General features: G+C 60.1%; 25 protein-coding genes. 18 read left to right on the top strand and 7 right to left on the bottom strand.

The features are described 5' to 3' along the window. The first annotated feature begins 17 nt into the window (after positions 1-17). Positions 18-1,742 carry an ABC transporter ATP-binding protein/permease gene (locus HX805_RS11400; RefSeq protein ID WP_008437256.1) on the top strand — a complete coding sequence of 575 codons (1,725 nt, stop codon included), beginning with the start codon at positions 18-20 and terminating at the stop codon, positions 1,740-1,742. Positions 1,743-1,940: 198 nt separating this feature from the next. On the opposite strand, the gene HX805_RS11395 is transcribed toward HX805_RS11400, so the two are convergent. After that, a complete protein-coding gene (locus HX805_RS11395; RefSeq protein WP_003216019.1) occupies positions 1,941-2,378 on the bottom strand; it encodes a YhcB family protein in 438 nt (145 codons plus the stop codon). A gap of 147 nt (positions 2,379-2,525) precedes the next feature. Here HX805_RS11395 and HX805_RS11390 point away from each other — a divergent pair, with 147 nt between their 5' ends. From HX805_RS11390 to zapE, 3 genes are all read left to right on the top strand, one after another. Then, positions 2,526-3,155 (top strand): alpha/beta hydrolase, encoded by a 630-nt coding sequence (locus HX805_RS11390; RefSeq protein WP_023659190.1) that lies wholly within the window; start codon positions 2,526-2,528, stop codon positions 3,153-3,155. 16 nt (positions 3,156-3,171) lie between these two features. Continuing rightward, positions 3,172-4,527: a tryptophan--tRNA ligase gene (locus HX805_RS11385; protein WP_008437254.1), complete on the top strand. Its 1,356-nt coding sequence runs from the start codon at positions 3,172-3,174 to the stop codon at positions 4,525-4,527. A 78-nt stretch (positions 4,528-4,605) separates the two neighbouring features. Next, positions 4,606-5,700, top strand: coding sequence for a cell division protein ZapE (zapE, locus tag HX805_RS11380; protein ID WP_003216025.1), 1,095 nt, complete (start codon positions 4,606-4,608; stop codon positions 5,698-5,700). A 194-nt stretch (positions 5,701-5,894) separates the two neighbouring features. Here zapE and HX805_RS11375 read toward each other — a convergent pair whose 3' ends face one another. Then, the gene (locus HX805_RS11375; RefSeq protein WP_177036248.1) at positions 5,895-6,815 is read right to left on the bottom strand and encodes a GlxA family transcriptional regulator; all 921 of its coding nucleotides are present in this window, start codon (positions 6,813-6,815) and stop codon (positions 5,895-5,897) included. A gap of 220 nt (positions 6,816-7,035) precedes the next feature. On the opposite strand from HX805_RS11375, the gene HX805_RS11370 reads away from it, so the two are divergent. Next, positions 7,036-8,172, top strand: coding sequence for an acyl-CoA dehydrogenase family protein (locus HX805_RS11370; protein ID WP_003216028.1), 1,137 nt, complete (start codon positions 7,036-7,038; stop codon positions 8,170-8,172). Positions 8,173-8,295: 123 nt separating this feature from the next. Here the strand turns inward: HX805_RS11370 and HX805_RS11365 are convergent, their stop codons facing one another. Beyond that, entirely contained in the window at positions 8,296-9,336 is a 1,041-nt protein-coding gene (locus HX805_RS11365) for an NADP(H)-dependent aldo-keto reductase (protein WP_076014448.1), read from the bottom strand. A 248-nt stretch (positions 9,337-9,584) separates the two neighbouring features. On the opposite strand from HX805_RS11365, the gene rplM reads away from it, so the two are divergent. The 8 genes from rplM (at position 9,585) to HX805_RS11325 (ending at position 15,393) form a co-directional block, all read left to right on the top strand. Further along, on the top strand, positions 9,585-10,013 hold the full coding sequence (gene rplM, locus HX805_RS11360) for a 50S ribosomal protein L13 (protein WP_003216032.1): 429 nt from the start codon (positions 9,585-9,587) through the stop codon (positions 10,011-10,013). A 14-nt stretch (positions 10,014-10,027) separates the two neighbouring features. Beyond that, positions 10,028-10,420, top strand: a complete 393-nt coding sequence (rpsI, locus tag HX805_RS11355; RefSeq protein WP_003216038.1) for a 30S ribosomal protein S9 — start codon at positions 10,028-10,030, stop codon at positions 10,418-10,420. A gap of 266 nt (positions 10,421-10,686) precedes the next feature. Next, complete coding sequence (gene petA / locus HX805_RS11350) at positions 10,687-11,283, top strand: ubiquinol-cytochrome c reductase iron-sulfur subunit (protein WP_003216040.1); 597 nt, start codon at positions 10,687-10,689, stop codon at positions 11,281-11,283. Beyond that, positions 11,283-12,494, top strand: coding sequence for a cytochrome bc complex cytochrome b subunit (locus tag HX805_RS11345; protein WP_003216042.1), 1,212 nt, complete (start codon positions 11,283-11,285; stop codon positions 12,492-12,494). The genes petA and HX805_RS11345 overlap by 1 nt, the downstream gene beginning before the upstream one ends. Beyond that, the gene (locus HX805_RS11340; protein ID WP_003216044.1) at positions 12,494-13,273 is read left to right on the top strand and encodes a cytochrome c1; all 780 of its coding nucleotides are present in this window, start codon (positions 12,494-12,496) and stop codon (positions 13,271-13,273) included. The genes HX805_RS11345 and HX805_RS11340 overlap by 1 nt, the downstream gene beginning before the upstream one ends. A 145-nt stretch (positions 13,274-13,418) precedes the next feature. Beyond that, entirely contained in the window at positions 13,419-14,036 is a 618-nt protein-coding gene (locus HX805_RS11335) for a glutathione S-transferase N-terminal domain-containing protein (protein ID WP_003216049.1), read from the top strand. Positions 14,037-14,053: 17 nt separating this feature from the next. Then, positions 14,054-14,473, top strand: a complete 420-nt coding sequence (locus HX805_RS11330) for a ClpXP protease specificity-enhancing factor (RefSeq protein ID WP_003216051.1) — start codon at positions 14,054-14,056, stop codon at positions 14,471-14,473. Between the two features lie 170 nt (positions 14,474-14,643). Further along, positions 14,644-15,393: a FadR/GntR family transcriptional regulator gene (locus HX805_RS11325; protein ID WP_008437251.1), complete on the top strand. Its 750-nt coding sequence runs from the start codon at positions 14,644-14,646 to the stop codon at positions 15,391-15,393. Between the two features lie 202 nt (positions 15,394-15,595). On the opposite strand, the gene HX805_RS11320 is transcribed toward HX805_RS11325, so the two are convergent. Beyond that, positions 15,596-16,750 (bottom strand): phospholipase, encoded by a 1,155-nt coding sequence (locus HX805_RS11320; RefSeq protein WP_177080093.1) that lies wholly within the window; start codon positions 16,748-16,750, stop codon positions 15,596-15,598. A 224-nt stretch (positions 16,751-16,974) separates the two neighbouring features. Between HX805_RS11320 and kdgD the strand changes: the two genes are divergently transcribed. From kdgD to HX805_RS11295, 5 genes are all read left to right on the top strand, one after another. Continuing rightward, positions 16,975-17,886 (top strand): 5-dehydro-4-deoxyglucarate dehydratase, encoded by a 912-nt coding sequence (gene kdgD / locus HX805_RS11315; RefSeq protein ID WP_003216058.1) that lies wholly within the window; start codon positions 16,975-16,977, stop codon positions 17,884-17,886. Between the two features lie 54 nt (positions 17,887-17,940). Next, positions 17,941-19,386 (top strand): aldehyde dehydrogenase family protein, encoded by a 1,446-nt coding sequence (locus HX805_RS11310; protein WP_003216060.1) that lies wholly within the window; start codon positions 17,941-17,943, stop codon positions 19,384-19,386. Positions 19,387-19,473: 87 nt separating this feature from the next. Then, entirely contained in the window at positions 19,474-20,838 is a 1,365-nt protein-coding gene (locus HX805_RS11305) for an MFS transporter (RefSeq protein WP_102369911.1), read from the top strand. Positions 20,839-20,851: 13 nt separating this feature from the next. Then, positions 20,852-22,405, top strand: coding sequence for a galactarate dehydratase (gene garD, locus HX805_RS11300; protein ID WP_088422717.1), 1,554 nt, complete (start codon positions 20,852-20,854; stop codon positions 22,403-22,405). Positions 22,406-22,580: 175 nt separating this feature from the next. Continuing rightward, positions 22,581-23,522 carry an AEC family transporter gene (locus tag HX805_RS11295; RefSeq protein WP_102604562.1) on the top strand — a complete coding sequence of 314 codons (942 nt, stop codon included), beginning with the start codon at positions 22,581-22,583 and terminating at the stop codon, positions 23,520-23,522. Here HX805_RS11295 and HX805_RS11290 read toward each other — a convergent pair. Genes HX805_RS11290 through HX805_RS11280 form a run of 3 tightly spaced genes read right to left on the bottom strand, consistent with a single transcriptional unit; the run spans position 23,519 to position 25,373 of the window. Next, positions 23,519-23,899: a carboxymuconolactone decarboxylase family protein gene (locus tag HX805_RS11290; RefSeq protein ID WP_003216068.1), complete on the bottom strand. Its 381-nt coding sequence runs from the start codon at positions 23,897-23,899 to the stop codon at positions 23,519-23,521. The genes HX805_RS11295 and HX805_RS11290 overlap by 4 nt on opposite strands. Then, positions 23,896-24,942, bottom strand: a complete 1,047-nt coding sequence (locus tag HX805_RS11285; protein ID WP_032899620.1) for a calcium/sodium antiporter — start codon at positions 24,940-24,942, stop codon at positions 23,896-23,898. The genes HX805_RS11290 and HX805_RS11285 overlap by 4 nt, the downstream gene beginning before the upstream one ends. A gap of 59 nt (positions 24,943-25,001) precedes the next feature. Then, on the bottom strand, positions 25,002-25,373 hold the full coding sequence (locus HX805_RS11280) for a septal ring lytic transglycosylase RlpA family protein (RefSeq protein WP_003216071.1): 372 nt from the start codon (positions 25,371-25,373) through the stop codon (positions 25,002-25,004). Positions 25,374-25,535 lie beyond the last annotated feature (162 nt).

The raw sequence follows: 25,535 nt of genomic DNA, 5'->3' as shown, positions 1-25,535 counted from the left end.
CCTACCGAGCCTGAACAATGAATCAGAACGCTGAGTATTCCGCGGTCAATGACGCGGTGCGTGGGCAATTTTTAAGGAAAGTCTGGGCGCTGATCACCCCCTACTGGCGCAGTGAGGAGAAGTTCAAGGCCTGGCTGTTGTTGCTGGTGGTGCTGGGGCTTTCGCTGTTCAGTGTGGCCGTGTCGGTGTGGTTCAACAGCTGGAACCGCGACTTCTATAACGCCCTGGAAAAGAAGGACTACGACGCCTTCACCCACCTGCTGATGTATTTCAGCGTGATCGCCGTGGTGGCGATCGTCACCGGGGTGTTCACTTCCTATTTGCAGCAAATGCTCACCATCCGCTGGCGGCGCTGGCTGACTGAAACCTACTTCGCCAAGTGGCTGAGCGAGAAGAACTACTACCACCTGGAATATGGCGGCTACACCGATAACCCCGACCAACGTATTTCCGAAGACCTCAACGCCTTTACCAGCAGCACCCTGAGCCTGGGCCTGGGGTTTATCAGTAACCTGGTGAGCCTGGTGTCGTTCTCGGTGATCCTGTGGGGCGTGTCCGGCAGTATCGAGGTTTGGGGCATCACGATTCCCGGCTATATGTTCTGGGCGGCACTGGTATATGCCGTGCTGGGCAGTTGGTTGACCCACTTGATTGGTCGAAAACTGATCGGCTTGAGCAACCGCCAGCAACGCTTCGAGGCCGACTTGCGTTTCAGCCTGGTGCGAGTGCGCGAGAACGCGGAAAGCATCGCGCTGTTCAATGGCGAGCCGAATGAACACCAGCAACTGAGTGCACGTTTCGGGCGGGTGTGGAGCAACTTCTGGAGCATCATGCAGCTCAAGAAGCGCCTGAACTTTTTCACCAGTGGTTACTCGCAGATTGCGATCATCTTCCCGTTTGTGGTGGCAGCGCCGCGTTACTTTTCCGGCCAGATAGAGCTGGGCGTGCTGATGCAAGTGGCCAGCGCGTTTGGCAGCGTGCAGGGCAGCCTGAGCTGGTTTGTCGACGCGTACACCGTGTTGGCCAGTTGGCGTGCGACCTGTGATCGTCTGCTGAGCTTTGGCGAGGCGATGGAAGAAAACGAAGGCCGCAACACGGGCATCGAGTTGCAACGCCAGGGCGGCAATTTGCAGATGAGCAACCTCAGCCTCGATCTGGCGGATGGTCGTCACCTGCTGGATGGCGCCAACCTGACGGTTGCCGAGGGTGAGCGATTGATGCTCAGCGGGCGTTCCGGCAGCGGCAAGTCAACCTTGCTGCGGGCCATGGGCAATCTCTGGCCAAACGGCCACGGCAACATCCGCTTGCCGGCCGAGCGTTACCTGTTCCTGCCGCAAAAGCCGTACCTGCCGATTGGTACCTTGCGGGGTGTGTTGAGTTATCCACAGGAGGAGGGCGCGTACCCGGCGCAACGTTATGCACAGGTCCTGGAAACCTGCCGCCTGGCGCACCTGATTCCACGCTTGGACGAAGCCAATCACTGGCAGCGCATGCTGTCGCCGGGTGAGCAACAGCGCCTGGCGTTTGCGCGGGCGTTGTTGTTTGAACCGCAATGGCTGTACATGGACGAGGCCACCTCGGCGATGGACGAGGAAGATGAGGCGGCGCTGTATCAGGCGTTGATCGATGAATTGCCGGGGTTGAGCATCGTCAGCGTCGGGCACCGCAGCAGCCTCAAGCGTTTCCATGGGCGGCATGTGCGGATACAGGACGGGCAGCTACAAGAACAGCCAGTGTCCTGAAGTTGGACTCGGTCAATGTGGGAGCGGGCTTGCTCGCGAATACGGTGGGTCAGTTAATACATCGGGTGACTGATAGACCGCATTCGCGAGCAAGCCCGCTCCCACATTGGATCAGTGTCGTCTGGTCGACCTGGTTCCAACAAAAAAGCCCGGCTGATCATCGATCAGCCGGGCTTTTTTATGCCGCTTGAAAAGCTATTACTTCTTCAAGCCGTAATGCTCATCCAGCATCCCCGGGGCATTTGGCGTTTTTGGCGCGTAATCCCGTGGCGGTTCCTGGTTTTCCCGCGGAGGGGTCAGGCGTTCCCGTGGAGCGTGCGGTGCATCGGAATGCAGCGCGGCCAGCAGGCGCTGGCGGGTGATGTCGTCCAGGGCCAGGCGGTTGGCACCCTCGGCGAGATGATCCTGTACTTCCTGATAGCTCTGAGTGAGCTTTTTCACCAGGGTCGCGGTGCTGTTGAAGTGGGTAACAACCTCGTTCTGATAACTGTCAAAACGTTCCTGAATGTCATCCAGCTGACGCTGCGTGCGGTTAGGCGCGGCATTCGGCAGCAGGCGGGCAACCAGGAATCCAATGGCGACACCGGCAACCAAGGCGAGAGTCGGCAACAACCAAACTAAGAGCGAGTGTTCCACGAGTCCTTCCTCTATAAACGGCTTTGCTTTACGTTAACGGCTCGGACCTGCGCTGTATACCGCGATTAAGCTCGCAATGATGCCATGCACAGACTTTTAGCTAGACGAGTCGACCCCTTGAGAGGTCACGGAGTTCCTTCCTTGCTGATGCGTGAAACCCCCGTTTTGATCGATGGCCCGGTAGGCCAACTGGAAGCCCTGTATCTGGATCACCCCGAGCCACGTGGCCTGGCGCTGATCTGTCACCCGAACCCGGTGCAGGGCGGCACCATGCTCAACAAAGTCGTATCGACCCTGCAACGCACCGCGCGCGATGCCGGCTTGATCACGTTACGTTTCAATTATCGCGGTGTCGGCACCAGTGCCGGTACGCACGATATGGGCACCGGTGAAGTCGACGACGCCGAAGCGGCAGCCACCTGGCTGCGTGAAAAGCATCCCGACCTGCCGATCACCCTGCTGGGTTTTTCCTTCGGCGGGTTTGTCGCGGCCACCCTCGGCGGCCGCCTGGAAGCCAAGGGCGAAAAACTCGCGCACCTGTTCATGGTGGCCGCGGCCGTGATGCGCCTGCGGGATAACGACGTGTTGCCACAAGGCTGCCCATTGACCGTGATCCAGCCGGAAACCGACGAAGTGGTTGACCCGCAACTCGTCTACGACTGGTCCGCGGCCCTGAATCGCCCCCATGAGCTGCTGAAAGTGGCAGAATGCGGACACTTTTTTCATGGCAAGCTGACCGATCTCAAGGATCTTGTGCTGCCACGTCTTTCGAATTGATGACAAGCGATCACCCATGACGACCCGTACCCGCATCCTCACCGGCATCACCACCACCGGCACGCCGCACCTGGGCAACTACGCCGGCGCGATCCGCCCGGCGATCCTTGCCAGCCAGGACGCCAACGCCGACTCCTTCTACTTCCTGGCCGACTACCACGCCCTGATCAAGTGCGATGACCCGCAGCGCATCCAGCGCTCGCGCATGGAAATCGCCGCGACCTGGCTGGCCGGTGGCCTGGATGTGAACCGGGTAACCTTCTACCGTCAGTCCGATATCCCGGAAATCCCCGAGCTGACCTGGTTGCTGACCTGCGTGGCGGCCAAGGGCCTGCTCAACCGTGCGCACGCCTACAAGGCCTCGGTGGACAAGAACCTGGAGAACGGCGAAGACCCGGATGCGGGGATCACCATGGGCCTGTACAGCTACCCGGTGCTGATGGCCGCGGACATCCTGATGTTCAACGCCCACAAGGTGCCGGTCGGTCGTGACCAGATCCAGCACGTGGAAATGGCTCGCGACATCGGCCAGCGCTTCAACCACCTGTTCGGCAAGGGTAAAGAATTCTTCACCATGCCCGAAGCGCTGATCGAAGAAAGCGTCGCCACCTTGCCGGGCCTGGATGGCCGCAAGATGTCGAAGAGCTACGACAACACCATCCCGTTGTTCACCAGCGCCAAGGACATGAAGGACGCGATCTCGCGGATCGTCACCGACTCCCGCGCGCCGGGCGAAGCCAAGGATCCGGACAACTCGCACCTGTTCACCCTGTACCAGGCGTTTGCCACCCAGGCCCAGGAAGAAGAGTTCCGCGGTGAACTGCTGCAAGGCCTGGGCTGGGGCGAGGCGAAGAACCGTCTGTTCCAACTGCTGGACGGCCAGTTGGGTGAAGCGCGCGAGCGTTATCACCAACTGATGTCGCGCCCGTCGGACATGGAAGACCTGCTGCTGGTCGGCGCCCGCAAAGCCCGCGCCGTGGCTGCACCGTTCCTGGCCGAACTGCGTGAAGCGGTGGGCCTGCGCTCGTTCGTCAATCCGGTCGCCGTGGCTGCCACCACCAAGAAGAAAGCTGCGAAAGCCGCACGCTTTGTCAGCTTCCGCGAAGACGACGGCAGCTTCCGCTTCCGTTTGCTGGCGGCCGAAGGCGAGCAACTGCTGCTGTCGCGCAACTTTGCCGACGGTAAAACCGCAGGCGCCGTAACCAAGCAGCTGCAATCGGGTCAGGCGCTGGATGTACGCAGTGAAGCCTCGAGCTTCAGCGTGTGGCTGGACGGTGAAGTCGTCGCCGATAGCCCGGCGTTCGCCGACAGCGCCTCGCGGGATGCGGCGATCGAAGCCTTGCGCGTTGCGTTGACCCCAATCGAGGATTGACCCGACCAAGGGTTGATTGCCATTCTTCAGGGCCGTCGTTACAGTGGCGGCCCGTTTTTGTTGCCTTGCTAACGAATTATGACGCCCCTAGAACGATATCAAGCTGATCTGAAACGCCCTGAATTCTTCCATGACGCTGCCCAGGAAACTGCGGTGCGCCATTTGCAGCGCCTGTACGACGACCTGGTCCAGGCCTCGCAGAACAAGCCGGGCATGTTCAGCAAGCTGTTTGGCAAGAAAGACCATACGCCGGTCAAGGGCCTGTATTTCTGGGGTGGTGTTGGCCGGGGCAAGACTTACCTGGTGGACACCTTCTTCGAAGCGCTGCCGTTCAAGGAAAAGGTCCGCACCCACTTCCACCGCTTCATGAAGCGCGTGCATGAAGAGATGAAGACCCTGCCGGGCGAAAAGAACCCGCTGACCATCATCGCCAAGCGCTTCTCGGAAGAAGCCCGGGTGATCTGTTTCGATGAGTTCTTCGTGTCCGACATCACCGACGCGATGATCCTCGGCACCCTGATGGAAGAGCTGTTCAAGAACGGCGTGACCCTTGTCGCCACCTCGAACATCGTGCCCGACGGCCTGTACAAGGACGGCCTGCAACGCGCGCGTTTCCTGCCGGCCATCGCCCTGATCAAGCAGAACACCGACATCGTCAACGTCGACAGCGGCGTCGACTACCGCCTGCGTCACCTTGAACAAGCCGAACTGTTCCACTACCCGCTCAATGAAGTGGCCCAGGAAAGCCTGCGCAAGAGCTTCCGCGCGCTGACGCCGGAATGCACCCAGGCGATTGAAAACGACAAGCTGATCATCGAAAACCGCGAAATCATCGCGCTGCGCACCTGCGATGACGTGGCCTGGTTCGAATTCCGCGAACTGTGCGACGGCCCTCGCAGCCAGAACGACTACATCGAACTGGGCAAGATCTTCCACGCGGTGATCCTGAGCGGTGTCGAGCAGATGAGCGTCACCACCGACGACATCGCGCGGCGCTTTATCAACATGGTCGACGAATTCTACGACCGCAACGTCAAGCTGATCATCTCGGCGGAAGTCGAGCTCAAGGACCTCTACACCGGCGGCCGCTTGAACTTCGAATTCCAGCGCACCTTGAGCCGCTTGCTGGAAATGCAGTCCCACGAGTTCCTGTCGCGGGCGCACAAGCCGTAAGCGATGTGCTTGAAATGAAAAAGGCCCGCAGCGATGCGGGCCTTTTTTTATGCAAAATTTCCAGGTCAACAGAAAGCAACTGTGGGAGCCGGGCTTGCCCGCGATAGCGGTCTGTCGGTTGATGCCTCTGGTGCCTGGCACGCCGCCATCGCAGGCAAGCCAGCTCCCACATTTTTACTGTGTATACCCTTTGGTTACGCGGCCTGCTGGAACTGCTGGCGATACTGGTTGGGCGACAGCTCGGTATGCTGGCGGAACAGCCTCGCAAAGAAGCTCGCGTCGTCGTAGCCCACCTCGTAACTGATGGTCTTGATGCTTTTGCGGCTGCCGGACAGCAGGCCCTTGGCTGTCTCGATGCGCAACCGTTGCAGGTAGTGCAGCGGCTTGTCACCGGTGGCGGTCTGGAAGCGGCGCATGAAGTTGCGGATGCTCATGCCGTGTTCCCGGGCCACGTCTTCGAAGCGGAACTTGTCGGCGAAGTGCTCTTCGAGCCAATGCTGGATCTGCAGGATTATCACGTCCTGGTGCAGCTTCTGCCCGCCAAAACCGATGCGCCCGGGGGCGTAGCTGCGTTGCACTTCGTAGAGGATGTCGCGGGCGACGGCCTGGGCGATGTTGGCGCCGCAGAAGCGTTCGATCAGGTAGATGTAGAGGTCGCAGGCCGAGGTGGTGCCGCCGGCGCAGTAGAGGTTGTCGGCGTCGGTCAGGTGCTTGTCCTGGTTCAGCTGCACCTTGGGAAAGCGTTCGGTGAAAGCGTTGAAGAAGCGCCAATAGGTGGTCGCTTCCTTGCCATCCAGCAGGCCGGCTTCGGCGAGCCAGAACACCCCGGTGGCTTCGCCGCACAGCACCGCGCCACGGGCGTGTTGTTCACGCAGCCAGGGCAGCACTTGGGGGTAGCGTTGGCACAACGAGTCGAAATCGTCCCAGAAGGCCGGGAGCACGATGATGTCGGCGTTTTCGAGGCCGCCGTCCACCGGCATGATCACATCGCTGAAGCTGCGCACCGACTGCCCGTCGGGGCTGACCAGGCGGGTTTCGAAGGCGGGAGTGAGGCCCTGGCCCAGCTGTCTGCCGTAGCGTAGGCTCGCGAGGTGGAAGAAATCCTTGGCTTGCATGAGGGTTGAAGCGAATACCCGATCAATGGCCAAAATGCTGACGCGCCGCAAGGGCGTGGAGATTTGGTTAGACATAATTTCATTTATTCTTATAGGGGAAAGTGGTCACCAGACGGCTGGATCGTCTTATTTTTTGTCGCATGTGTCCAGTGTCCCGTGACGCCTTCGCGGCTTAGGCTCTGTGATCCCGGTCTTGTCCGACAATTCACACAGGTGACCCATGATTCCCAGAACCTTGTTCAGCTCGGAGCACGAACTCTTCCGCCAGAGCGTGCGCACCTTCCTCGAAAAAGACGCGGCGCCGTTCCACGGGCAATGGGAAAAGCAGGGCTACATCGACCGCAACCTGTGGAACAAGGCGGGGGAGGCGGGGATGCTCTGCTCGCATTTGCCGGAAGAGTACGGCGGCCTCGGGGCGGACTTTCTCTACAGCGCGGTGGTGATCGAGGAGATCAGTCGCCTGGGATTGACCGGGATTGGTTTCTCCCTGCATTCGGACATTGTTGCGCCCTACATCCTGCATTACGGCAGTGAGGCGCTGAAGCACAAGTACCTGCCCAAGCTGATCTCCGGGGAAATGGTCACGGCGATTGCCATGACCGAGCCGGGGGCCGGGTCCGACCTGCAAGGGGTCAAGACTACGGCGGTGCTGGATGGCGATGAATACGTGATCAACGGCTCCAAGACGTTCATCACCAATGGCTTCCTGGCTGATCTGGTGATCGTCGTGGCCAAGACCGATCCCAAGGCCGGCGCCAAGGGCACCAGCCTGTTCCTGGTGGAGGCCAACACGCCGGGTTTCGACAAGGGCAAGCGCCTGGAGAAGGTCGGGATGAAGGCCCAGGATACATCGGAGCTGTTCTTCCAGGATGTGCGGGTGCCCAAGGAGAATCTGCTGGGCCAGGCGGGGATGGGCTTTGCCTACCTGATGCAGGAGTTGCCGCAGGAGCGTTTGACGGTGGCGATTGGCGCGTTGTCGTCAGCCGAGGCGGCGCTGCAATGGACGCTGGAATACACCCGCGACCGCAAGGCGTTCGGCAAGGCGATCATCGACTTCCAGAACACCCGATTCAAGCTGGCGGAGATTGCCACTGAAACCCAGATCGGCCGGGTGTTTGTCGACAAGTGCATGGAGTTGCACCTGGAAGGCAAGCTCGATGTGCCCACGGCCGCGATGGCCAAATACTGGGCCACAGACCTGCAGTGCAAGGTGCTGGATGAGTGTGTGCAACTGCACGGCGGGTATGGGTTTATGTGGGAATACCCGATTGCGCGGGCGTGGGCAGATGCGCGGGTGCAGCGGATTTATGCGGGGACGAATGAGATCATGAAGGAGATTATTGCGCGGGCGCTTTGAATTCTTGGTGTTTTTGAGGGCCTCTTCGCGAGCAAGCCCGCTCCCACATTCGACTGCATTCCAAAGGTGGAACTCGGTCGAATGTGGGAGCGGGCTTGCTCGCGAAGGCGGTCTAGAGATCAATCAAGGCGCAGGATTCGGATGATCCTTCTGGATCGCCTCAATCCCCGCCAGCACCTCATCCGACAGTTTCAAATCAGCACTGGCGATGTTGCTGTCCAGCTGCTCCAGGGTCGTGGCGCCAATGATGTTGCTGGTCACGAACGGTTGTTGGGTCACAAACGCCAATGCCATCTGCGCCGGGTCCAGGCCGTGCTCACGGGCCAGTGCCACATAACGGCTGCATGCAGCTTCCGACTGCGGGTTGAAGTAGCGGCTGAAGCGGCTATAGAGGCTCAGGCGGCCCTTGGCCGGGCGTGCGCCACCTTCGTACTTGCCGCTGAGCATGCCGAACGCCAGCGGTGAATACGCCAGCAAACCGCACTGTTCACGGATGGCGATCTCCGCCAGGCCCACTTCAAAGCTGCGGTTGAGCAGGTTGTAGGGATTCTGGATCGACACCGCGCGGGTCCAGCCACGGGCTTCGGCCAGGGCCAGGAATTTCATGGTGCCCCAAGGGGTTTCGTTGGACAGGCCGATGTGGCGGATCTTGCCGGCCTTGACCTGCTCATCCAAGGCTTCGAGGGTTTCCTCCAGCGGCGTCAGGTCTTCTTCGGCCTTGTGCTTGTAGCCCAGTTGGCCGAAAAAATTGGTGCTGCGCTCGGGCCAGTGCAACTGGTAGAGGTCGATCCAGTCGGTTTGCAGGCGCTTGAGGCTCGCATCCAGGGCTTCGACGATGTGCTTGCGGTTGTGCTTGAGGCTGCCATCGCGGATGTAGTCGATGGTGTTGCCGGGGCCGGCGATCTTGCTGGCGAGGATCCAGTCGGCGCGGTCGCCGCGGCTTTTGAAGTAATTACCGATGTAGCGCTCGGTGGTGGCGTAGGTGTCGGCCTTGGGCGGCACCGGGTACATTTCCGCGGTGTCGAGGAAGTTGATCCCCGCGGCCTTGGCCCGTTCGATCTGTGCGAAGGCCTCTGCCTCGCTGTTCTGCTCGCCCCAGGTCATGGTGCCCAAGGCTATCGCGCTCACGTTCAGATCGGTTCGGCCCAGCTGTCGATAGTCCATCGGGTACTCCTTCAGGGAAAACAATCATAAAAGCAGGTTGAAATTTTTTTGGCAATCTGCATAATTGCCCACCTCTTTCTGCAGTGGAAGTGATGCGCCGCCTGCCGAAGAATCTTGCCGTTGAACGGACGCGCCGACCCGAGCCCCCGATAGCGTCTGTATCCGGCTGCCTTTGACTTGTCAAAGTACGCACTATTCAGTAAGATCCGCCGTCTAATTTACAGGGCGGCCCCTGAGGCTATTAAAGAATGACAACTTTTACTGCAAAACCAGAAACAGTTCAGCGCGACTGGTTTGTCGTCGACGCCGCTGGTCAGACCCTGGGTCGTCTGGCCACTGAAGTCGCCAGCCGTCTGCGTGGCAAGCACAAGCCTGAGTACACCCCTCACGTTGATACCGGTGACTACATTGTCATCATCAACGCCGAGCAGGTACGTGTTACCGGCAACAAAGCGCAAGACAAAATGTACTACCGTCACTCCGGTTTCCCAGGCGGTATCAAGTCTTCGAACTTCGAAGGCCTGATCTCCAAAAAGCCTGAAGCCCCGATTGAAATCGCGGTCAAAGGTATGCTGCCGAAGGGCCCACTGGGTCGCGACATGTATCGCAAGCTGAAAGTCTATGCGGGCGCTGCTCACCCTCATGCTGCTCAGCAGCCCCAAGAACTGAAGTTTTAACGGAATAGTTCATTATGTCGGCGACTCAAAATTACGGCACTGGCCGTCGCAAAACCGCTACCGCTCGCGTTTTCCTGCGTCCGGGTACTGGTAACATCTCGATCAACAACCGCACTCTGGAAAATTTCTTCGGTCGCGAAACTGCCCGCATGGTAGTTCGTCAGCCGCTGGAATTGACCGAGACCGTTGAAAAGTTCGACATCTACGTCACCGTTATCGGTGGCGGTGTAAGTGGTCAAGCTGGCGCAATCCGCCACGGTATCACTCGCGCTCTGATGCAGTACGACGAAACCCTGCGTGGCGCTCTGCGCAAAGCTGGCTTCGTGACTCGCGATGCTCGTGAAGTTGAACGTAAGAAAGTTGGTCTGCGTAAAGCGCGTAAGCGTCCGCAGTACTCGAAGCGTTAATTCGCTTTTACGTTCCAGAAAACGCCCAGCCTCCTCACGGAGCTGGGCGTTTTTTATTGCCTGCTATTTATGTAAAAAAATCTGTGTGACAACTTGCCACATCCGTAGAGCCCCTATACTCAAAGGCTTGGAGCCAGTGCCGGGGGTAATTACCTTGTCAGACGTGGGGCTTTTCATTACCATTCGGCAAAATTTTTATAAGTTCAGATTTAACACTTAGTAGACGCCTGATTTAACAGGCCACAAAGCTGATGGGAGAGGACTGAATGAGCAATGACGGCGTGAATGCAGGCCGGCGTCGCTTCTTGGTAGCAGCCACATCCGTGGTGGGTGCTGCAGGAGCGGTGGGGGCTGCGGTCCCGTTCGTGGGGTCATGGTTTCCCAGTGCCAAGGCGAAAGCCGCAGGTGCACCGGTGAAGGTGAATGTCAGCAAGATCGATCCAGGCCAGCAAATGATTGCTGAATGGCGCGGTCAGCCAGTGTTCATCGTTCGTCGTACCGAGGAAATCCTGGGAAATCTGAAGAAGATCGAGGGCCAGCTGTCCGACCCCGACTCGAAGAATTCCGACCAACCCGCTTACGTCGATAAGGAAATTCGCTCGATCAAGCCGGAAATTCTGCTGCTGATCGGTATCTGCACCCACTTGGGTTGCTCTCCCACCTTCCGCCCGGAAGTGGCGCCTGCGGACCTGGGCAAGGACTGGGTCGGGGGCTATTTCTGCCCGTGCCACGGTTCTCACTACGACCTCGCTGGCCGCGTCTACAAGTCACAACCTGCACCACTGAACCTGCCAGTTCCGCCACATCACTACGAGACTGACAGTGTCATTGTCATTGGCGTCGACGAGGGGGAGAAAGCCTGATGAGCAAGTTCATGGATTGGGTGGATGCGCGCTTCCCCGCGACCAAGATGTGGGAAGACCACCTCAGCAAGTACTACGCACCGAAGAATTTCAACTTCTTCTATTTCTTTGGCTCCCTGGCACTTCTGGTACTGGTCAATCAGATCGTTACCGGTGTCTGGCTGACGATGAGCTACACGCCGTCGGCCGAAGAAGCCTTCGCCTCCGTCGAATACATCATGCGCGACGTCGAGTACGGCTCGATCCTGCGTCTGCTGCACTCCACCGGCGCCTCGGCGTTCTTCATCGTCGTCTACATGCACATGTTCCGTGGCCTGCTCTACGGCTCGTACCAGAAGCCTCGCGAGCTGGTGTGGGTGTTCGGCATGCTGATCTACCTGGCGCTGATGGCCGAGGCCTTCATGGGCTACCTGCTGCCGTGGGGCCAGATGTCCTATTGGGGCGCCCAGGTGATCATCTCGCTGTTCGGTGCGATCCCGGTCATCGGCAACGACCTGACCCAGTGGATTCGCGGTGACTACCTGATCTCCGGGATCACCCTGAACCGCTTCTTCGCCTTGCACGTGGTGGCCTTGCCGATCGTGATCCTGGGCCTGGTAGTGCTGCACATCCTGGCGTTGCACGAAGTGGGTTCGAACAACCCCGACGGCGTGGATATCAAGAAGCACAAGGACGAAAACGGCGTACCACTGGACGGCATTCCGTTCCACCCGTACTACACCGTGAAAGATATCGTCGGTGTGGTGGTGTTCCTGTTCATCTTCTGCTCGATCGTGTTCTTTTTCCCGGAGATGGGCGGTTATTTCCTCGAGAAACCGAACTTCGAACAGGCGAACGCCTTCAAGACCCCGGAACACATTGCCCCGGTCTGGTACTTCACTCCGTTCTACGCGATCTTGCGGGCGATTCCCGACAAACTCATGGGCGTTATCGCCATGGGCGCAGCGATTGCGGTGCTGTTCGTGCTGCCGTGGCTCGACCGTAGCCCGGTCAAGTCCATGCGCTACAAGGGCTGGCTGAGCAAGATCTGGCTGTGGGTGTTCTGCATTGCGTTCGTGATCCTGGGTGTACTGGGCGTATTGGCGCCGACCCCGGAGCGTACGTTGCTGTCGCAGGTCTGCACCTTCCTGTACTTCGCCTACTTCATTCTGATGCCGTTCTACACCCGGCTCGAGAAGACCAAACCGGTACCGGAAAGGGTGACTGGCTGATGAAAAAATTATTCGTTGCATTCATTCTTGCGGCCCTGCCGCTGCTGTCTTTCGCCGCTGAACACGGCCCAGAGCTGGAAAAGGTCGACATCGACGTGTCGGACAAAGCCGCAATGCAGGACGGGCTGCGTACGTTCACCAACTACTGCATGGGCTGCCACAGCGCCAAGTTCCAGCGTTACGAGCGAGTGGCCGACGACCTGGGCATTCCCCATGACGTGATGCTGAGCCACTCGGTGTTCACCGGGGCGAAGATCGGCGACCACATGACCATCGGCATGCAACCGGCCGACGCCAAGACCTGGTTCGGGGCTGCACCGCCCGACCTGACCCTGGTGGCCCGTGTGCGTGGCACCGATTGGCTCTATGGCTACCTGAAATCCTTCTATGAAGACCCGACGCGTCCCTACGGCGTGAACAACAAAGTGTTCCCGAACGTCGGTATGCCTAACGTTCTGGTCGGCCTGCAAGGTCGCCAAGTGGTAGGATGCAAGCAAGTACAAATCGTCGAAGACGGCAAGAAGCAGTATGATCCGCTCACCGGTACGCCTTTGACTCATGAAGCGTGCGATCAGCTGACCATAGTGCCGAAGACCGGCACGCTGAACGAAGAGCAGTTCGACGAGAAGGTCAAGAATCTGGTGACCTTCCTGGCCTACTCGGCCAACCCAGTGAAGCTGCAGCATCAGCGCATTGGTACCTATGTGTTGCTGTACCTGGCCTTCTTCTTCGTGTTCGCCTATCTGCTGAAACGCGAATACTGGAAGGATGTGCATTGATCCAACCGTAAGTAATTGCTGTTAATCTTGCGCGCCCAGCGGCATCTCTGAAGGTAAGTCTGGTTTATCCAGGCATCACGGAGATGCTCACTGGGCGCGCTCGTTTTTGAGCTTTCGATAATTTCAACAAGCGAGGAGGACCGCCATGGGCGTGACCAATCGGTTGGCCTGTTACTCCGACCCCGCCGACCACTATTCCCACCGAGTACGCATCGTGCTCGCAGAGAAGGGTGTCAGCGCAGAGATCATCAGTGTGGAGGTGGGACGTCACCCGCCGAAACTGATCGAAGTGAACCCTTACGGCAGCTTGCCCACCCTGGTCGATCGTGACCTGGCGTTGTGGGAGTCAACCGTGGTGATGGAATACCTGGATGAGCGTTATCCCCATCCACCGTTGCTGCCGGTGTATCCGGTGGCGCGTGCCAACAGCCGCCTGCTGATCCATCGGATCCAGCGTGACTGGTGTGGCCTGGTGGACCTGATTCTGGATTCACGCAGCAAGGAAGCGGCCCGGGTTCAGGCGCGCAAGGAATTGCGCGAGAGCCTGACCGGTGTTTCGCCGTTGTTTGCCGACAAACCTTTTTTCCTCAGCGAGGAACAAAGTCTGGTGGATTGCTGCCTATTACCCATACTCTGGCGCTTGCCGATTTTGGGCATAGAACTGCCGCGGCCTGCCAAGCCGCTGCTTGACTACATGGAGCGCCAGTTTGCGCGTGAGGCTTTCCAGGCGAGTCTGTCTGGTGTCGAACGCGATATGCGCTAAGGCTTAAGGAGCCGTTGATGAACTCCAGTCGACCTTACCTGGTCCGCGCGCTCTATGAGTGGATAGTGGACAACGATTGCACCCCGCACATGCTGGTCAATTCCGAGTTTCCCGCGGTTCAGGTACCGCAAGGTTTTGCCAGTGACGGACAAATCGTCCTGAACGTTTCACCCAGTGCCGTGCGACACCTGCACATGGACAATGAAGCGGTCAGCTTTGAAGGGCGTTTCGGCGGTGTGCCGCATACGCTGTTCGTGCCCATCGGTGCCATCCTAGGGATCTACGCCCGGGAAAATGGCCAGGGCATGGTGTTTGATCTGGAGTCTTCCCTTGAGGATGACGAAGCGATCGAGCTCGAAGGCGAAGATGATGTGCCGCCGCCGGATTCCGAGCCACCGCGTCCAAGCGGTCGGCCGAGTCTGAAAGTGGTGAAGTAACAAGGCGCGGGCCCTCGGGCCAGCGTTGAAAATGCCTCGGCGATGCCGGGGCATTTTTTTGCCTGGCGAAAACCCCGGCGGTTATAGATGAAAGTCATGACAGGACGGTGATCGTACAACCGCCATGGGCTATCATGCGTGCTTCAGATCGCCGAGATAGATGATTCATCATGGAAAACTCCAGCGCCGCCCCTCGTCTTCCCCGCAAGCGCCGCAGCCTTGCCCAGGAATTGGTCACGGTGTTGTCCGAGCAGATCCGCGACGGCCAACTCAAACGTGGCGACAAACTGCCCACCGAGTCGGCGATCATGGACGCCCACGGGGTCAGCCGCACCGTGGTGCGTGAAGCCATCTCGCGATTGCAGGCCGCCGGGCAGGTAGAAACCCGCCATGGCATCGGTACCTTTGTGCTGGATACGCCAAGCCCCAGCGGTTTCCGGATTGATCCGGCCACTGTCGTCACCCTGCGTGATGTGCTGGCCATCCTTGAACTGCGGATCAGCCTGGAAGTGGAGTCTGCCGGGCTCGCCGCCCAGCGTCGTAGCGACGAGCAATTGGCCGGCATGCGTGCTGCCCTCGATGCCCTTAACGAAAGTGCGGCCCACGCCGGTGATGCGGTGGCGTCGGACTTCCAGTTCCACCTGCAGATTGCCCTGTCCACCGGCAACCGCTACTTCACCGACATCATGACCCACCTGGGCACCAGCATCATTCCACGCACGCGGCTGAACTCGGCACGCCTGGCCCATGATGACCAGCAGCACTACATGAGCCGCCTGAGCCGCGAACACGAAGAGATCTACGAGGCGATCGCGCGCCAGGACTCGGATGCGGCGCGGGCGGCCATGCGGTTGCACCTGACCAACAGCCGTGAGCGGCTGCGCCATGCCCATGAAGAGGCGGAAGCGCAGCGCGGTTGATTCCAGGCTGGACGTAAGCGTGTGGCTTGAAAGCTCATTGTGGCGAGGGAGCTTGCTCCCGTTGGGCCGCGCAGCGGCCCCAAAATCCATTGCCCCGAGTTCTGTCTGAAAGAACCCCGTGTTCTTGCCGGGGCTGCTTCGCAGCCCAACGGGAGCAAGCTCCCTCGCCACAGGTTAATGCGCGAGGCTTAACTCACGTCTTTCAGGCCGGCTGATTCGGCTTGTAGTCCTTGAGCAGCAGATACGTGCTCCAACCCCACCAGTCATTGGTCCACTGCTTGTCGTTCAGGTTGTTGACGTCCTTGCGTCGCAGCACCTTGTCGCCTTCAGCCTTGAACAGCGGTGAGAAGTTGTTCGCCGGGTTCTGCGCGGCGTTCAGGTCCGGCACATACAGCGGTGCCTTGAAGTTGGCCGGGGAGGGCGCCATGCCGCTGATAAACGTTTCGAAGATCTCATCGGCCGAGGCCTGCACGGCGCGTTTGACCATGGCGCGGTTGGCCGCATCGTTGCTGTCGAAATAGCGTTTATCACCGTAGGCATGCCACTGCTCGCCCAGGGCGTTGCGCACATTGAGCCCGAACTTGCTGTCTTCATCGTGCATGAAGCGGCTGATCAGCGAGCCCAGTTCACCCGGTGTCACCACCGCCGCCAGTTGCTTGCGCGGTACCCGCAGGTGCCCGGCGGAAAATAGATCGGTCAAAAAGTGATCAGCAAAGCTGTTCATGGCATAGGCCAGTTCCAGCGCCTGGTCGGTGCCGGTCTGATGCGCCACGACGGCTTGTTGCAAGGCTGCCGTATGCCCCGCCAGATAGGCCGCCAAAGCCCATTCGCCAAAGTGGTCGGCATTGTCTGCCGCCAGTTTCAGGTAGCGCCCCAGTGGAATCAGCGCCGAGACGGCACTGCCGCCGCCGGTGATGCGGTTCCATTCCTCGGACAAGGTGTCACCCAGCGCGTCATAGGCTTCATGGGGTTGCTTGCCATCCTTGATCGCCTGGTTGACCGCATTGATCTCCTTTTGCATCACCGCGAGGATCTTGCCCGCTTCTTCCCGTGATGCTGGCAATACCGCCAGCGAGTTGAATGCATCGGTAAAGCGCTGCACACGATCAGCGGGCGATGTGCCTTCGTTGATGGGGCGCCCGGGGATGCCATAGAAATCACCGCCCAGGGCGATGATCTGGCCGTAGCTCAGCGCCAGGCCATTGGGCAGGTGCAATTCGACCTGCCGGGCGGGAATCGGCGGGGCGTCCTTGACGAAACGCAACAGGGTGTCGTCGCCGATGGCGGTGTGTTCGCCGCCTTCAAAACGCAGGGTTGGCGGGGTTTCCACAGGTGTGGCGAGTTCAAGATCTGACATGTTAGCTCCTTGCTATGTCGTAGGAATCTTCCGTAATAACTGTACGTATATACAGTTATCCAGAGCATAGAGGAAAAACTTCCTACGTCAAGAAAGCAGCAATCGAGAAGGGCGGCGATGAATTGCAGTTGACGAATATTTTTATAGTTGTACGATGACGTACGACATCAAGATAACCATCCGTAATCTCACAACAGAAAGTCTTCGCCCAGGGTGTTCGAATAATGAATCCACAAGAACTGAAGTCCATCCTCTCTCACGGTCTGCTGTCTTTCCCGGTGACCGATTTCAATGCCCAGGGTGATTTCCACCAGGCGGGCTACATCAAGCGTCTGGAATGGCTGGCCCCTTATGGCGCTACCGCCTTGTTCGCCGCTGGCGGCACCGGTGAGTTTTTCTCCCTGGCGGCCAGCGAATATTCGCAAGTGGTGAAAACCGCCGTTGATACCTGCGCCACCAGCGTGCCGATTCTTGCCGGTGTCGGCGGTGCCACCCGCCAGGCCATCGAGTACGCCCAGGAAGCCGAGCGTCTGGGCGCCAAAGGCCTGTTGCTGCTGCCGCACTACCTGACCGAAGCCAGCCAGGACGGGGTTGCCGCCCACGTTGAAGCGGTGTGCAAGTCGGTCAAGATCGGTGTAGTGGTCTACAACCGTAACGTCTGCCGCCTGACCGCGCCGCTGCTGGAACGCCTGGCCGAGCGCTGCCCGAACCTGATCGGTTACAAGGACGGCCTGGGTGACATTGAATTGATGGTGTCGATCCGTCGTCGCCTCGGTGACCGTTTCAGCTACCTGGGCGGCTTGCCGACTGCAGAGGTTTACGCCGCTGCCTACAAGGCCCTGGGCGTGCCGGTGTACTCCTCGGCGGTGTTCAACTTCATTCCAAAAACCGCGATGGACTTCTACCACGCCATTGCCCGGGAAGATCACGCCACCGTCGGCAAGATCATCGACGACTTCTTCCTGCCGTACCTCGACATCCGTAACCGCAAGGCCGGTTACGCGGTGAGCATCGTCAAGGCCGGGGCGAAAATCGTCGGCTACGACGCAGGCCCCGTGCGTACCCCGCTGACCGATCTGCTGCCGGAAGAATACGAAGCCCTGGCCGCGTTGATCGACAAGCAAGGCGCGCAATAACCCATCACCAAGGCCGCTGAGTAATCAGCGGCTTTTTGCGTCAGGAGAGAATTCGTGTCCCAAGCCAAGCGTTTTGAAAACTACATCGGTGGCCAGTGGGTTGCCGGCGCCGACTACTCGGCCAACATCAATCCGTCGGAGTTGTCTGATGTCATTGGCGAATACGCCAAGGCTGACCTCGCCCAAGTCCACGCGGCCATCGACGCTGCGCGCGCTGCTTTTCCGGCGTGGTCCACTTCCGGGATCCAGGCGCGTCATGATTCGCTGGATAAAGTCGGCACCGAAATCCTCGCCCGTCGCGAAGAACTCGGCACCCTGCTGGCCCGGGAAGAGGGCAAGACCCTGCCGGAAGCCATCGGCGAAGTGACCCGCGCCGGTAACATCTTCAAATTCTTCGCCGGTGAATGCCTGCGCCTGTCCGGCGACTACCTGCCGTCGGTGCGTCCGGGCGTCAACGTTGAAGTGACCCGTGAGGCGTTGGGCGTGGTTGGCCTGATCACGCCGTGGAACTTCCCGATTGCCATCCCGGCCTGGAAGATCGCCCCGGCCCTGGCCTACGGCAACTGCGTGGTGCTCAAACCGGCTGAACTGGTACCGGGCTGCGCCTGGGCCCTGGCCGAAATCATCTCCCGCGCCGGCTTCCCTGCCGGTGTGTTCAACCTGGTGATGGGCAGCGGCCGTGTGGTCGGCGATGCCATGGTCAACAGCCCGAAAGTCGACGGCATCAGCTTCACCGGCTCGGTGGGCGTGGGTCGTCAGATCGCCGTCAGCTGCGTGTCGCGCCAGGCCAAGGTGCAGTTGGAAATGGGCGGCAAGAACCCGCAGATCATTCTCGACGACGCCGACCTCAAGCAAGCCGTCGAGCTGTCGGTACAGAGCGCGTTCTACTCCACCGGCCAGCGTTGCACCGCGTCCAGCCGCTTTATCGTCACCGCCGGGATTCACGACCAGTTCGTCGCGGCCATGGCCGAGCGGATGAAGTCGATCAAGGTCGGCCACGCCCTGAAAACCGGCACCGACATCGGCCCGGTGGTTTCCCAGGCCCAGCTGGACCAGGACTTGAAGTACATCGACATCGGCCAGAGCGAAGGCGCCCGGCTGGTCAGCGGCGGTGAGCTGGTGACCTGCGACACCGAAGGCTACTTTCTCGCGCCGACGCTGTTTGCCGACAGCGAAGCCGCGATGCGCATCAGCCGTGAAGAGATCTTCGGGCCGGTGGCCAACGTGGTGCGCGTGGCGGATTACGAGGCGGCGCTGGCGATGGCCAACGACACCGAGTTCGGCCTCTCGGCCGGTATCGCCACCACCTCGCTGAAATACGCCAACCACTTCAAGCGTCATTCCCAGGCCGGGATGGTGATGGTCAATCTGCCGACTGCCGGTGTGGATTACCACGTTCCATTCGGCGGCCGTAAGGGTTCATCCTACGGTTCGCGTGAGCAGGGTCGCTATGCGCAAGAGTTCTACACCGTGGTGAAAACCAGCTACATCGGTTCGTAACGGCTGCACCCTGTGGCGGGTCCGTGCCCGCCACAGGCTTACAATTTGATTACCCGCAAAAAAAATAATTAGTGGGAGTACATCTTCATGCAAGCGACCAAGCCGACCCATGTCCGCTATTTGATCCTGCTCATGCTGTTCCTGGTGACCACGATCAACTACGCCGACCGGGCCACCATCGCCATTGCCGGCTCCAGCCTGCAAAAAGACCTCGGCATCGACGCGGTCACCCTTGGCTATATCTTCTCCGCATTCGGTTGGGCCTACGTGGCCGGGCAAATTCCCGGCGGCTGGCTGCTGGACCGATTCGGTTCGAAAAAAGTCTACGCCCTGAGTATCTTCACCTGGTCACTGTTCACCGTGCTGCAAGGCTATGTCGGTGAGTTCGGTGTTTCCACGGCCATCGTTGCGCTGTTCATGTTGCGCTTCCTGGTGGGCCTGGCTGAAGCGCCATCCTTCCCCGGAAATGCGCGCATCGTGGCGGCATGGTTTCCTACGGCTGAACGCGGCACCGCCTCGGCGATCTTCAACTCGGCGCAGTACTTCGCGACTGTGTTGTTCGCACCGCTGATGGGTTGGATCGTCTACACCTTCGGCTGGCAGCACGTGTTCGTGGTGATGGGCGGCATCGGTATCGTATTCTCGCTGATCTGGCTGAAAGTTATCCACAGCCCGCGCCAGCACCCGATGATCAACGAGGCCGAGTTCCAGCACATCGCTGCCAACGGGGCCATGGTCGACATGGACCAGGACAAGGGCAGAGGCAAGAAAACCGACGGCCCGAAGTGGGATTACATCCGTCAGTTGCTGACCAACCGCATGATGCTCGGCGTGTACCTGGGCCAGTACTGCATCAATGGCATCACCTATTTCTTCCTGACGTGGTTCCCGGTGTACCTGGTTCAAGAACGCGGCATGACGATTCTCAAGGCTGGCTTCATCGCGTCCTTGCCGGCGATCTGCGGCTTTATCGGCGGCGTGTTGGGCGGGGTGATTTCCGACTACCTGCTGCGCAAGGGCCATTCGCTGACCTTCGCCCGCAAGGCGCCGATCATTGGTGGCTTGCTGATTTCCAGCAGCATTGTCGCGTGCAACTACGTGGACATCGAATGGATGGTGGTGGGCTTCATGGCCCTGGCCTTCTTCGGTAAAGGCGTTGGCGCACTGGGCTGGGCGGTGGTGTCCGACACCTCGCCGAAACAAATCGCTGGCTTGAGTGGCGGTTTGTTCAACATGTTCGGCAACCTGGCGTCCATCAGCACCCCGATCGTGATCGGCTACATCATCAGCACCACAGGCTCCTTCAAGTGGGCGCTGGTGTTCGTCGGTGCCAACGCGTTGCTGGCGGTGTTCAGCTACCTGGTGATCGTCGGTCCGATCAAACGTGTGGTGCTTAAAGAGCCGCCGGCCAACGGCCCCGAGCTGACTAAACTTTCCCAAGCGCATTCCTGAAGGGGCCCGCGTCATGCAGTTGATTGAACATGCCGATTCGCCACGCTCCATCCGTTTGCACGCGCTGGATAACGTGGTGATTGTGGTCAACGACCAGGGCGTACCGGCGGGGACCGAGTTTCCCGACGGCCTGGTGACGGTGGATTTCATTCCCCAAAGCCACAAGGTGACGCTGGAAGACATCCCCGAAGGCGGCCGCATCATTCGCTACGGCCAGACCATCGGTTATGCCCTGCGCCCGATTCCGCGAGGCAGTTGGGTGCAGGAAGATCAACTGCGCATGCCCACGGCGCCGCCGCTGGACAGCTTGCCGCTGTCCACCGAAGTGCCCGAGGCCCAAGCGCCCCTGGAAGGTTTTACCTTCGAGGGTTATCGCAATGCCGACGGCACCGTGGGCACACGCAATATCCTCGGGATTACCACCACGGTGCAGTGCGTCACGGGCGTGCTGGACCATGCGGTGAAGCGCATCAAGGACGAGTTGCTGCCCAAGTACCCGAACGTCGATGACGTGGTGGCGCTGACCCACAGCTACGGCTGCGGCGTGGCGATCACGGCCACCGACGCCTACATCCCGATCCGCACCGTGCGTAACCTGGCGCGCAATCCGAACCTGGGCGGTGAAGCCCTGGTGATCAGCCTGGGTTGCGAGAAGTTGCAAGCCGGGCAGGTGATGCATGAAAACGACAGCTCGGTAGACCTGAGTGAGCCATGGCTGTATCGGTTGCAGGACTCCAGCCACGGCTTTACCGAAATGATCGAACAGATCATGGAACTGGCCGAAACCCGCCTGAAGAAACTCGACCTGCGCCGGCGGGAAACCGTACCGGCGTCGGAGTTGATCCTCGGCATGCAGTGTGGCGGCAGTGATGCGTTCTCGGGGATTACCGCCAACCCGGCGCTGGGTTATGCCTCGGATTTGCTGTTGCGGGCGGGCGCGACGGTGATGTTTTCCGAAGTGACCGAAGTGCGCGATGCGATCTACCTGCTGACTTCCCGTGCCGAGAACCAGGACGTGGCCCGGGAACTGGTGCGGGAAATGGACTGGTACGACCGCTACCTGGCCAAGGGCGAGGCGGATCGCAGCGCCAACACTACGCCCGGGAACAAGAAGGGTGGGTTGTCGAATATTGTCGAGAAGTCGTTGGGTTCCATCGTCAAGTCGGGCAGCAGTGCGATCAACGGCGTGCTTGGCCCCGGTGAGCGGTTCAATCGCAAGGGCCTGATCTTTTGCGCCACGCCGGCGAGTGATTTTGTGTGCGGCACGTTGCAGTTGGCGGCGGGGATGAATTTGCATGTGTTCACCACCGGGCGTGGCACGCCCTATGGGCTGGCGATGGCGCCGGTGGTGAAGGTCTCGACCCGGACGGAGCTGGCGCAGCGTTGGCCTGACCTGATTGACATCGACGCCGGGCGGATCGCCACCGGCCGGGCAACGATCGAGGAGTTGGGTTGGGAGTTGTTCCACTTCTATCTGGACGTGGCCAGCGGCAAGAAGCAGACATGGGCGGAGCAGCACAAGCTGCATAACGACATTACGTTGTTCAATCCGGCACCGATTACTTAAGACCGAGTCGCCTGCTTCGCGAGCAAGCCCGCTCCCACATTTGACTGCATTCCAAAGGTAGAACTCGGTCAAATGTGGGAGCGGGCTTGCTCGCGAAAGCGGTAGTCCAGACGAAGCTGGCCATGCTGGCTTATCATTAGCCACCTACCGACGCCCACCCAAGGTTCTCCCCGGCATGCTGGCTATCTTCCTACAAACCCTGAACATCACCGCGCCGGTGTTTGCCATGCTGTTCCTGGGCGTCCTGCTCAAGCGCATCAACTGGATCAACGACAACTTTATCCACATCGCTTCGGCCCTGGTGTTCAACGTCACCATGCCGGCGTTGCTGTTCCTCGGGATTCTCCATGCCGACCTGCATTCAGCCCTCAAGCCCGGCCTGCTGATCTACTTCGCCGTCGCCACGCTGGTAAGCTTCGCTCTGGCCTGGGGCTGGGCGATCTTTCGGTGCCCGCGGGAAGATCGCGGCATCTATGCCCAAGGCGCGTTTCGCGGTAACAACGGTGTGATCGGCCTGGCCCTGGCCGCCAGTATGTACGGCGACTACGGGATTTCCCTTGGCGCGGTGCTCGCGGCGCTGGTGATCCTGTTCTACAACACCCTGTCGACCATTGTGCTGGCGGTGTACAGCCCGGTGATCAAGTCCGACCCGTGGAGCATTTTCAAAAGTGTGCTGGCCAACCCGTTGATCATCAGCGTGATCGCAGCGGCGCCCTTCGCGTACTTCCAGATTGGCTTGCCTGGCTGGCTGGAATCCTCCGGGCAGTACCTGGCGGACATGACGTTGCCATTGGCGTTGATCTGTATCGGTGGCACGTTGTCGTTGGCGGCGCTGCGCAAAAGCGGCGACATGGCCCTGAGCGCCAGCCTGATGAAGATGGTCTGGCTGCCGGTGATCGCGACCCTGGGGGCGTGGCTGCTGGGGTTCCGTGGGCCGGAGCTGGGGATTCTGTTCCTGTACTTCGGCGCGCCCACGGCGGCGGCCAGTTTTGTCATGGCGCGGGCGGCGGAGGGCAATCATGAACTGGCGGCCGCGATTATCGTGATCACCACCCTGATGGCGGCGGTGACCACGAATATCGGGATTTTCGTGTTGCAGGCGGGTGGCTGGATCTAGGCGTCTTTCTGGTAGCTGTCGATCACTTCCTGCGCGGCGCGGAAGGCGTCAATCGCCGCCGGCACACCGGCATACACCGCACAATGCAGCAGCGCCTCGCGAATCTCCTCCACGGTGCAACCGTTGTTCAGCGCGCCGCGCACGTGGCCCTTGAGTTCCTGCGGGCACTTGAGGGCGGTCAACGCGGCGAGGGTGATCAGGCTGCGGGTTTTCAGCGGCAACCCTTCGCGATTCCACACGCTGCCCCAGGCATGCTCGTTGACGAAATCCTGCAGCGGCTGGCTGAACTCCGTGGCATTGCCCAGCGCCCGATCGACAAACACATCACCCATCACCTGGCGGCGCATTTCAACGCCGGGCTTTTTCTGTTCGGTCATTGCGATTCCCTCTTGTGTTGGCGGCGCCAGGCTTGCAGCGAGGTGAACAACAGGAAAGCCACCAGCGCTGGCAGGACGTAATACAGCATCAGTTGTTCAAGCTTGTTGGCCAGCGGCATGCCGAAGGTGAACGACACCACGTGCAGCCCGTACACCAGGTACAGGCCCAGGAACACCAGGCCTTCGGCCCGGGTGACGCGGTAGCCCGAATAAAACACCGGCAGGCACAGGGCGACCACGCCGAGCATTACCGGCAGGTCGAAATCCAGGGCATTGGGCGACACCGACAACGGCGAGGGCGCCACGAGGGCGGTAAAGCCCAGCACCCCAAGCAGGTTGAACAGGTTGCTGCCGATCACGTTGCCCACGGCAATTTCCCGCTGGCCGCGCAGGGCGGCGATCAGCGAGGTGGCCAGGCAGGGCAGGGAAGTGCCGACGCCAATCAGCGTCAGGCCGATGATGCGTTCCGACAGGCCCAGGTCAGAGGCCACGTCCACCGCCGCGCCCAGCAGCAGGTGCCCGGCCAGTACGAGGATCAACAGTCCACCGAGCATCAGCAGCACGCTGCTCAGCCACGGCGCCTGCACCACAGTGTCCCGGGTGCGCGGGCGGCGGGAGTGGCGGGTCTGGTAGAGCAGCACGCCGAGGTAGGCCACCAGGGCCACCAGCAGTAACAGGCCATCGATCGGCGTGAGTTCTTCATTGGCGGCTAGCACAAACACCAGCAGGCTGGCGATGATCATCATCGGGATATCCAGGCGTACCAGTTGCCGGGAGACCCGCAGCGGAATGATCAGGGCTGCCAGGCCAAGGGTCACGAGGGTGTTGAAGATGCTGCTGCCGATCACACTGCCCACGGCGATGTCGGTGTTGTCCGCCAGGGTCGCTTGCAAGCTGATCGCCATCTGCGGCGCGCTGCTGCCGAAGGCGACGATGCTCAGGCCGATGATCAGCGGGCGCACCTTGAGGCTGGCCGCCAGGCGCACGGCGGCGCGCACTAATACTTCTGCGCCGAAGATCAACAGCAGCAGGCCGCTGATCAGTTCGATCAGGCTAAAGGGCGAGAGGGCGGTTAATGCGGAAATGGCCTGGGCTCCGTCGGTCAGTTGCTGAGGGCTTGCACGCGAACGCGCGCGGTGCCGCTGCCGATCATACCGATCTGTTCGGCGGCCTTGCGTGAAAGGTCGATCAGGCGCCCACGGGTATGCGGGCCGCGATCATTGATGCGGACAACGACGCTTTTGTTGTTGTCGAGATTGGTGACCTTCACCTGCGTGCCGAAGGGCAGGCGACGATGGGCGGCGGTCAGGGCATTCTGGTTGAACGGTTCACCGCTGGCAGTGCGGTTGCCGTGGTGTTTGGCGCCGTAGTAGGACGCGGAGCCGGTTTCGTCATAGCCGTTGGGGTCGATGAGGCCGCTGGCGCAGCCGGCGAGCAGAGAGAACAGGGCCAACAGGCCGAGTAGACGCTTCATTTTCAAGGTTTCCCCCTTACAGATGTGGGAGCGGGCTTGGGTGGGAGCGGGCTTGCTCGCGAATGCAGTGTGTCAGGCAACGAATAGGCTGACTGATCCACCGCTTTCGCGAGCAAGCCCGCTCCCACACAAGCCCGCTCCCACAAGGGGTCAGAGTTGGAC

Origin of the sequence: Pseudomonas sp. G5001, assembly GCF_013385475.1 — a bacterium.
In the GTDB taxonomy this organism is placed as follows: domain Bacteria; phylum Pseudomonadota; class Gammaproteobacteria; order Pseudomonadales; family Pseudomonadaceae; genus Aquipseudomonas.
This window is presented reverse-complemented; position numbering and strand designations above follow the sequence as displayed.